At 65.6% G+C, this 8918-nt stretch carries 10 protein-coding genes; 5 read left to right on the forward strand and 5 right to left on the reverse strand.

Annotated features, from left to right (window positions below):
* Positions 1-24 precede the first annotated feature (24 nt).
* From FHT26_RS28840 to FHT26_RS28860, 5 genes are read left to right on the forward strand one after another with little or no spacing between them, the layout of a single operon-like run.
* Positions 25-2097 carry a sigma-54-dependent Fis family transcriptional regulator gene (locus FHT26_RS28840; protein WP_168563513.1) on the forward strand — a complete coding sequence of 691 codons (2073 nt, stop codon included), beginning with the start codon at positions 25-27 and terminating at the stop codon, positions 2095-2097.
* The gene (locus tag FHT26_RS28845; protein ID WP_168563514.1) at positions 2030-2695 is read left to right on the forward strand and encodes a flavoprotein; all 666 of its coding nucleotides are present in this window, start codon (positions 2030-2032) and stop codon (positions 2693-2695) included. The genes FHT26_RS28840 and FHT26_RS28845 overlap by 68 nt, the downstream gene beginning before the upstream one ends.
* The gene (locus FHT26_RS28850; RefSeq protein ID WP_168563515.1) at positions 2680-4101 is read left to right on the forward strand and encodes a DUF6513 domain-containing protein; all 1422 of its coding nucleotides are present in this window, start codon (positions 2680-2682) and stop codon (positions 4099-4101) included. Before FHT26_RS28845 ends, FHT26_RS28850 begins: the two co-directional genes overlap by 16 nt.
* Entirely contained in the window at positions 4101-4679 is a 579-nt protein-coding gene (locus tag FHT26_RS28855; RefSeq protein WP_168563529.1) for a DUF447 domain-containing protein, read from the forward strand. The genes FHT26_RS28850 and FHT26_RS28855 overlap by 1 nt, the downstream gene beginning before the upstream one ends.
* Complete coding sequence (locus FHT26_RS28860; RefSeq protein WP_168563516.1) at positions 4679-5371, forward strand: (5-formylfuran-3-yl)methyl phosphate synthase; 693 nt, start codon at positions 4679-4681, stop codon at positions 5369-5371. The genes FHT26_RS28855 and FHT26_RS28860 overlap by 1 nt, the downstream gene beginning before the upstream one ends.
* Positions 5372-5783: 412 nt before the next feature.
* Here FHT26_RS28860 and FHT26_RS28865 read toward each other — a convergent pair whose 3' ends face one another.
* From FHT26_RS28865 to FHT26_RS28885, 5 genes are all read right to left on the reverse strand, one after another.
* On the reverse strand, positions 5784-6179 hold the full coding sequence (locus tag FHT26_RS28865; protein WP_168563517.1) for a WapI family immunity protein: 396 nt from the start codon (positions 6177-6179) through the stop codon (positions 5784-5786).
* A gap of 168 nt (positions 6180-6347) precedes the next feature.
* A complete protein-coding gene (locus tag FHT26_RS28870; RefSeq protein ID WP_168563518.1) occupies positions 6348-6680 on the reverse strand; it encodes a hypothetical protein in 333 nt (110 codons plus the stop codon).
* 428 nt (positions 6681-7108) lie between these two features.
* Positions 7109-7513: a hypothetical protein gene (locus FHT26_RS28875; protein WP_168563519.1), complete on the reverse strand. Its 405-nt coding sequence runs from the start codon at positions 7511-7513 to the stop codon at positions 7109-7111.
* Positions 7514-7672: 159 nt separating this feature from the next.
* Positions 7673-7999: a hypothetical protein gene (locus tag FHT26_RS28880; RefSeq protein ID WP_210427654.1), complete on the reverse strand. Its 327-nt coding sequence runs from the start codon at positions 7997-7999 to the stop codon at positions 7673-7675.
* A gap of 474 nt (positions 8000-8473) precedes the next feature.
* Positions 8474-8890, reverse strand: coding sequence for a hypothetical protein (locus FHT26_RS28885; protein WP_168563520.1), 417 nt, complete (start codon positions 8888-8890; stop codon positions 8474-8476).
* Positions 8891-8918: the final 28 nt, after the last annotated feature.

Here is an 8918-nt window from a genome sequence, read left to right on the forward strand (position 1 = left end):
TCCTGCGGTCCCAGGGGGAAACACATGACGCTGGTCTTGCGAACAGGCGACGATCGCCACGCCGAACATGTGATGGACGTGGTGCGCAGCGGCGTGCACGAATCGGCGAGCGACGTGGTGACGCAGTCGTGGAGCCGCTGCCTCAACGAATACCGGCTCCACCCCGACAAGGCGCGCGAGCCGGCGGTGATCAGCCGCGCCGCGCTCGAGGAGCGGCGCGAGCGCCAGGCTGACGTGATCGACTGCGCGCGCTACGAGATGACCACGCTGTACCAGCAACTCGCCGATGCGGATTCGGCGGTGGTGCTGACCGACATCGACGGCGTGATCGTGCACATGGTCAGCTCCACCGAGTTCGCCGCCGAGATGGGGCCCCTCGGGCTGCGCCCCGGCGGCATGTGGAGCGAGACCGAGGCCGGCACCAACGGCATGGGCACTTGCCTGGCGGCCGCGGCGCCAATCTCGGTGCGCCGCGAAGACCACTTCTTCACGCACTTCACGCAGCTCACCTGCTCGGCGGTGCCGGTGTTCGACCCGTCGGGCCACATCGCCGCGGTGCTCGACGTCAGCAGCCGCTCCAGCATGATGCAGCAGCACCTGCTGGTGCTGCTGGGCATGACGGCGCGGATGATCGAGAACCGGCTGATCGACCGGCGCTTCCGCAACGCGCACCCGCTGCACTTCCACAGCCGGCCGGAGTTCGTCTACACGCTGCACGAGGGCAAGCTCGCGGTCGGCGACGACGGACGCATCCTCGCGGCCAACCGCAGCGCGCTGTTCCAGCTCGGGCTGCAGTCGGTCGACGAGATCCGCTCGCGCCACATCGAGGACCTGTTCCAGACCTCGCTCGAAGACATGCTGAGGCGCAGCACGCAGTCGTCGTTCCACCCGATCGTGACCTTCCGCGCGAATGCGGCGCTGCGCTTCTTCGCGGTCGCGCGGCGGCCGGCAACCGAATCGGACCTGCCTTCGCCGACGCCGTCATCGGCTGTCGCCACGCTGCCGACGACGACCGTGCCGCGCCTTGCGCCGCGCACGCCGCTGCCGCGACCTGCCACGCAAGTGCCGACCTTCAAGGACGCGCGGCTGGCGGCCCACTTCGAGACCGCGCGCCGCGTGATCGCGCGGCAGACGCCGGTGCTGCTGTGCGGCGAGACCGGTGCCGGCAAGGAGGTGTTCGCACGCGCGGTGCACGACGCCAGCCCGCATGCCGGCGGCGCGTTCGTCGCGATCAACTGCGCGAGCCTTCCGGAGACGCTGATCGAGTCCGAACTGTTCGGCTACCGCGCTGGCGCGTTCACCGGCGCGCAGCGCACCGGTCGGCGCGGCAAGATCCTGCAGGCCGACGGCGGCACGCTGTTCCTCGACGAGATCGCCGACATGCCGCTCGACCTGCAAGCCCGCTTGCTGCGCGTGCTCGACGAGCGCCAGGTGACGCCGCTGGGCACCGAGGAGACGCATGCGGTGGACTTCCAGCTGATCAGCGCCAGCCACCAGCGCCTGCCGGAGCTGGTGCGCGAAGGCCGCTTCCGCGAAGACCTGTACTACCGGCTGTCGGGCATCGAGCTGCTGCTGCCGGCGCTGCGCGAACGCAGCGACCGGCGTGAGCTGATCCGCGGCGTGCTCGAAGCCGAAGGCGGCCGCGGCAGCACGCTGAGCGCCGAGGCCGAACGCATGCTGATGGACTACGCCTGGCCCGGCAACATCCGCCAGCTGCGCCATGTGCTGCGCACCGCGGCGGCGCTGGCCGACGGCGACACCATCGCCAGCGTGCACCTGCCGTCGCTGCAGGACAGCGCCGCGGTGGCACCCACCATGCATGCGGCCGTGAGCACCGCGCCGCTCGCATTGACGTCGCACGTGGCAACGATGCCGGCCGTGCCGCCGGCGGGACCGGCCACGCATGCGGCCGCCGACCACCCGCCACCGCCTTTCAAACTGAACCCGATCCAGGCGAACGAACGGCAGGTGCTGCTGCAGATGCTGGAGCAGCACCGCTGGAACGTGAGCAATGTCGCCAAGGTGCTCGATGTCAGCCGCAACACCCTTTATCGCAAGCTCCACAAGCTCCATATCGAGATCTCGCACCCCGAGTGATGCGCTGCCGCACGACGACGACGATGCGGCGCCTGTCGACGCGCCACCGCGCTCGCGATTTGCGTGGTGCATCACCGGCTCGGGCCACGGCCTGGACGAATCGATCGCGCTGGCCGCGCGGCTGCCGGGCTGCGACCTGTTCCTGTCGGCCGCCGGCGAAGAGGTGCTGTCGATCTACAAGATGCCGCTGGACGAGCTGAAACAGCGCTTCAGGATCTTCAGGGACAAGACCGCGAGCGGCGTGCCGGTGGGCATGCTGTACGACGACGTGTACCACACGGTGGTGCTGGCGCCGGCCACCAGCAACACCGTGGCGAAGTGCGCGTTCGGCTTCAGCGACACGCTGCCGACCAACATGTTCGCGCAGGCCGGCAAGCTCGGGATACCGGGCATCGTGTTTGCATGCGACACCGAACCGGTGGTGGTGACGAAGTCGCCGCACGACTGGGTGACGCTGCGGCCGCGGCGCATCGAACTGGACAACGTGGACCGTCTTCGCAACATCGACTTCTGCCATGTGGTGTGCTCCCCTGCCGAACTGGAGGCCGCGCTCGATGCGCGGTTGAAGGAGCTCACGCTCGCATGGACAAGCCGCTAGAGCGCATCGTCTTCTTGACCGGCCACCTGGCCCGGCCCGCGCTGGAGCGGGTGCTGGGCGGCATCGACGCGGCGCCCTTCACCTGGGAGGTGCGCGACCTCGGGCTGCAGGTGGCCGCGCTGATGACGGCCGAGATGATCGCGCGCCGCGTGCCGGGCCCGGTGCAGGCCGACCGCATCCTCGTGCCGGGGCGCTGCCGCGGCGACCTGGAGGCGCTGACGCAGCACTACGGCATCCCGGTGCAGCGCGGGCCGGAGGAACTGAAGGACCTGCCGCGCTTCTTCAACCGGGCCGCGAAACCGATGGACCTGCGCGAGTACGAGGTCGCGATCTTTGCCGAGATCGTCGACGCGCCGAAGTTGTCGGTCGACGCGATCGTCGAGCGCGCGCGCGGGTTGCGGGCCGATGGTGCCGACGTGATCGACCTCGGCAGCCTGCCGGCGACGCGCTTCGACCACCTGGCCGACAGCGTGCAGGCGCTGAAGGCCGAAGGCTTCTCGGTGAGCGTCGATTCGAACGATGCGCAGGAGTTGTTGCGCGGCGGCCGGGCCGGCGCCGACTACCTGCTGAGCCTGACGCTGGACACGCTGTGGGTGTCCGACGAGGTGGATGCGGTGCCGGTGCTGATACCGCGCACGCCGACCGACGAGGCTTCGCTGTATGCGGCCGTGGAGCGGATGCAGGCGAGCGGCCGGCCGTATTTTGCCGATGCGATCCTCGACCCGATCCCGTTCGGGCTGACGGCATCGATCGTGCGCTACCACCGGCTGCGCGAGCGTTTTGCGGACGCGCCGATCATGATGGGCATCGGCAACGTGACCGAGCTGACCGAGGCCGACACCAGCGGCATCAATGCGCTGCTGTTCGGCATCGCGGCTGAACTGAATGTGGCCGCGGTGCTGACCACGCAGGTGAGCCAGCATGCGCGCCGCGCGGTACGCGAGGCCGACTGGGCGCGCCGCATCATGCATGCGGCGGCGAGCCACGGGAGCTTGCCGAAGGGCATCAGCGACGCGCTGATGACGGTGCATGCGAAGCACCCGTTCCCTGATACGCCGCAGGAGATTGCCGAGACCGCGGCGCAGGTGCGCGACCCGAACTTTCGGGTGCAGGTGTCGCCGCTGGGGCTGCATGTGTACAACCGCGACGGGCTGCGGCTGGGGCAAGGCGCGTTCGAGTTGTGGCCGCAGCTGAAACTGGAGCACGATGCGGCGCATGCGTTCTACATGGGCGTGGAGCTGGCGCATGCCGAGATCGCGTGGAAGCTGGGCAAGCGCTATGTGCAGGACCAGCCGCTGGACTGGGGCGCGGCGGTGGAGACGCGGGCGCAGGACCTGAGCAGCTGGTGCGCGCCGGGGACGACGATGGCCACCGGCAAGGCCCGCAACGACGAGAGCGCCAGATGATGAACGAAGTGATCTACGAGACGGTGGTGACGACGGTGTCGGCCGACGGCGTGCCGCACGTGGCGCCGATGGGCGTGCGCTACCAGGACGGGCAGGTGGTGCTGATGCCGTTCAAGCCGTCGGCAACGCACGACAACATCGTCGCGACCGGGTGTGCGGTGTTGAACCTGTTGACCGACACGCGGGTGTTTGCGGGCTGCGTGACGGGGCGCAAGGTGTGGCCGCTGGTGGCGGCGGACCGGGTGCCGGGTCAGCGGCTGGCGGCGGCGCTGGGGCACGTGGAGCTGAGGCTGGCCGAGCGGCGCGATGACGCGCAGCGGCCGGTGCTGCGGATGGCGCGGGTGCATGAGGTGACGCATGCGCCGTTCATCGGGTTCAACCGCGCGCAGGCGGCGGTGATCGAAGGGGCGGTGCTGGTGAGCCGGCTGCACATGCTGGCGGCGGAGAAGGTCGAGGGCGAGATGGCGTATCTGCAGATTGCGATCGACAAGACGGCGGGGGAGGCGGAGCGCGAAGCCTGGGGATGGTTGCGCGACGCGGTGGCGCGGCATCGCGCGGGCCTGAAGGAGGCGCGGTGATGCGGTTGCTGGTCAGCGTTCGAAGCTCGGACGAGGCGATGCTTGCGGCTGAGGGAGGGGTCGACTTCATCGACCTGAAAGAGCCGCGTGAGGGGGCGTTGGGTGGGCTGCCGGTGGCAACGATCCGCGCCATCGTGCAGGCACTGCGCGAGCGGGGCATTGCGTTGCCGATCAGCGCGACCATCGGCGATGTGCCGATGCACGAGGCGGCGTTGATCGCCGCGCGGGTCGAGGCGGTGGGGGCGTGTGGGGTCGACTATGTGAAGGTGGGCATCGAGCGCTCGCCGCACGCTGGGGCGGTGCTCGACATGCTGGCCGGCAGCCGGCATGCGGTGGTGCCGGTGTTCATCGCTGATCACGGGCTTGATGAGACGTTGGTTTCACAGGCCTGCAGGCTAGGCTTCCCTGCCGTGATGGCCGACACAGCGGACAAGCGGGCGGGCAGCATCTTCGCGTGCGTGGACACGGTCGAGTTGCAGCGCTTCGTGGCGACGGCGCGCCGAGCCGGCAAGCTGGTCGGCCTGGCTGGGGCACTGCGACTGCCGGACTTGCCGGCGCTGCAAGAGCTTGCGCCGGACTTTGCGGGGTTTCGCAGCGCGGTCTGCTCAGGTGATCGGGCTTCGGCGCTCGATGAGCAAAAGGTACGCCGGTTGGCGGGCTTGCTGCGACAGGTTCCGGCGGCACAACACTGAACGGCTGCGTTCGCGGCTGAGTGCGTTCACGCCGCATCGACCGGCTGAGGTCGTTTGCGTGGAGCATTTGAGGGACGGCAATGCAGCGGTTGCTGTCTTTCAAAGCGGTGGGGTCAGTTCGCTGTCTCGGCCAGGTAGCGGTCATCGATCCAACAGCGATCGCTCTTGCTCAATGGCCGCTCATGGATGTGCAGCTGACGCTGCCGAAGCCGATGCGCGTTGAGGCCACTCGAACGGCTGCTGTTCGCTTCGGCGAATGGGAACACCCGACCCTTAGCAGCCGGTCGGCCCCTTCCGGTGGACCGCCTCAAAGCAGTCCATCGCTTGGTGCGCGAACTGTTGGAGAGGAAGGTGGCTCGGACGCTCTGAAAAGACGCATGGATAGCCGTTCGCTCGAGCAAAGGTCTAGGCTTTACTTCGGGCTCGCAGCACTGGCAAGTTGCGAGAGAGTAGTCCGAAGGTAGGACTGATCAAGCTCCAGCGAGAACTGCAACTTATCGCCGTAGGTTGCTCCAGACCAAGCGACTCCGCAAATGGTTATGTGACCGCCGATTCCTGCCTGCACATGGAGCGTGAACTGCTCTTCTCGCGGCAGCAACTTGGCCTCCCCCTTGAGCAACTCGTGTACCTGTTGCAGTTCAGCGGCGAAGCGTTCTATGTCTCCAGCCTCCAGCCATGGCTCAATATGCCCACTGAAGCAGGGCAATGCGATGTCCACTTTCGCCCGGCACCAGCCCTCTGTGTTGTACGGACTGCGCAGGGTGATTCTTATGTATTCGGACTCTGAGCCGAGCTGGATGATGGCCATGTGAAGCCTGCCCTGTTGTATGGGGATCGCTAACGATTGCTGATCAACATTTGAGCATGCGCCAGCCCACGCGCTACGCTGCCCGAACGCCCTGAAGCGGACGCGCGCCAGCGGCACCTCCTGGCCGACGACCGTCTTTCACTTGAGCGCTCGTCACTCCGAAGAGGCCTAACTTCCGAGGAGAACTCGATATGTCGGCGGCTCATGGGGAGTCCCAGTGTCCTCCAGCTCAAGGCCCTCGAAGAAGTGGTGATCGTCCTTTCCAACAGTGGCAGCACATGCAACATGCAGCTCCCACAGCACATCGGCACCCGTGAGCCGTGAGCGCGCCTCGCCAACCACCCGGACTGAGGCCTCGATGTCCTTCCACTCTCCGTCAGAGTCTCGCTCGCAGTAGTCGTACTTGAGATGCACGTCAGAGAACGAGAGGCCTTCCATGAGGGCATCACGTGGATCCTTCGCTTCGATGCCGGCGGCATAGGCACTCGCAGCTTCGATCAACGCCGCTGAGGATTGCGGAACGGGTTCCGAGAATGACCAATACACGTCACGGAGCAAGACCCTTGGCGCCTGTCGCATCGTTCACCGCCCTTGTTCGCAGAAGCGCCGCAGCTATCCATCACTACGGGCACGATTCAAAGCAGTCCGTCGCCATGGACCGCTTCTGGCCGCATGCCGAAATTCCTGGCGGCAGGTATCGAAGCCTGCACCCCTCGCGGGGACGGTTGTTACCGTGCGTCTACCATTCCGCCACGCCGGTCGGCAGCTTACCAAAGCAGCCCTATGTCGACGTCGTCTGCAGACCAGCCCGACACCGGTCATTGGCGAACGACTACTCATGGCCGGCTCCAGCCGCTCGTCCGCGGGAGCTGACGGCCACTGGTCGGACCGTTGAGGATTGTGCCGACCGGATCCGTCAGCACGAATGGTCAGGCACTGAACTTCTGGGGAAACAGCCGATGAGCGGCAAAGCAGCCTGCTACGCCACCAGAGCCTATGGCAAAAAAATGTAGTGCAACGAGTGGACTGGGCAGGGCGAGAGCCATACACATGGCTACTCCCCATAGCCCGGCGAACGAAAAAGTCAACCCGATGAACAGAGCAGCCCCCGCAGGACGATTCCACGGCTTCAATAGAAGCGACGGCGGCAACGCGAACGTGCCAGGGGGGAGCTTCTGAAGTTCCATCCAAAGGAGGCCGATCGAGGTCACCAGGGCGGCGGGAAGCGTGATGGCTACGCTCGTCCAAGACGGTGAATGCTGCGAAGGAAATGTGGCAGAGAGGTAGCCCCATCCTGCGCAAATGAAGAACCAGAAAAGGTAGAAGAGTTTCACGTTTGCAGTGCCTGATCTTGGATGCCGACCTCTCGACATCGAGGAGGTGCCGGGGTGGCATCGTAGCGTCGCGAGAAGCGCTGCCGCAGAGCGGACGTCATGAAAGGACCGCTTCTGGCCGCCAAGCGCCATAGCATCGCCCATTGGAGAGCATTCTTGTCATCGGCAAGCCGCCTTGAGCCATTCCTCAAACCATGCGGTCGGCATTCGCTCGTTCTCGAAGGAACGAGTCCGAAGCTCGTCCAATGAGTAGGTGTTGGCGAGATAGAGATCCCACTGCGTTTCTACGTCGGCGAGGATCGGCAACAGACGCTCAATCTCTTCGGGCGCGTCGACGTCCAGGTGTCGGCACCAAAAGCGGTCACACCACTCTGCAATTTGCCTATGCGAATGTGGCGCCATGTCTGGCGCAGCGCCCCACGCAAGCACCTTAGCCACCGACTCGACAGTGAACGGCAACTGGATCGAGGAGTCATTGCTAAGCATGGCTTAGCCTACCCGAAAGCCGACGTTGGCGACCGTCGGCTCCTGGCCGACAGTGTATGTTCGCGGAATCGCCTGCAAACAGTCGATCGCTGCCTTGTCGGTTGCCACGTGCGACTGCTTTCGGGGCGCCTGGCGAAGGGGAACAGTCGGCCACGAGCCGTCCTTGGCGAACGTCTGCTTTCGGATAGGCTAGGAGCCATGTCTTGCTCGCTTCTTCTCGAGGACGGTCGTGCATTGCTTCGATCGAATCTTGGCTACTGTGTCATGCTGGAACTCATTTCGCGTGAGATCTCCGATGCTCATTCGAGATTGCGCGTTTGGCTTGCGGATATGGCAGAGCGCCCAGCTCCGTTTGGCGAGTTCGATCTGAGAGGCCTAACTGAAGGCCATCGAGCCGAGTTTTGGGCTTCAGCCGAGCGTGCATTCGAGGCGGTCATCAAGCGCCATGGACCGAGGGCGATGTGGCCCGCGAATTCATATGGAGCGGAATGCTTGGAGCATCTTCTGCACATGCATCAAAGCGTGATGGCTGGCGAGCCGCCATCGACCCTCAACGATTTCGACCGCATCATTGAATTCGATGGAAAACCAGAAGATCTCGATCATCTTTGGGGCAGTTCCTAGCCCCTCCATGGAGCGCCCCTTCCAGCCGGCTTTTCCGTCTGCGAGCGGCCACTCGTGCTGAAGATTGAACGACCGCTTCCCAGCCGCGAGATCTGCCGTGGCCAGGCCTGGAATGGGGCCGCATACCGCCGACGAGGCGAAGCAGCCGACCGGCAACAATCGGCCACAACCGGTCGATCGCGACTGACTGCTTTCGGGTAGGCTCGCCTGACGTTCACCACGCACCCTTGCCGGAATGAACATTGATTCGATGATCTGTGTGGCCAAGGTCGGCGACGCTGATCAGATCGCAGTG

The organism is Rhizobacter sp. SG703 (assembly GCF_012275445.1).
Taxonomy (GTDB): domain Bacteria; phylum Pseudomonadota; class Gammaproteobacteria; order Burkholderiales; family Burkholderiaceae_C; genus Rhizobacter.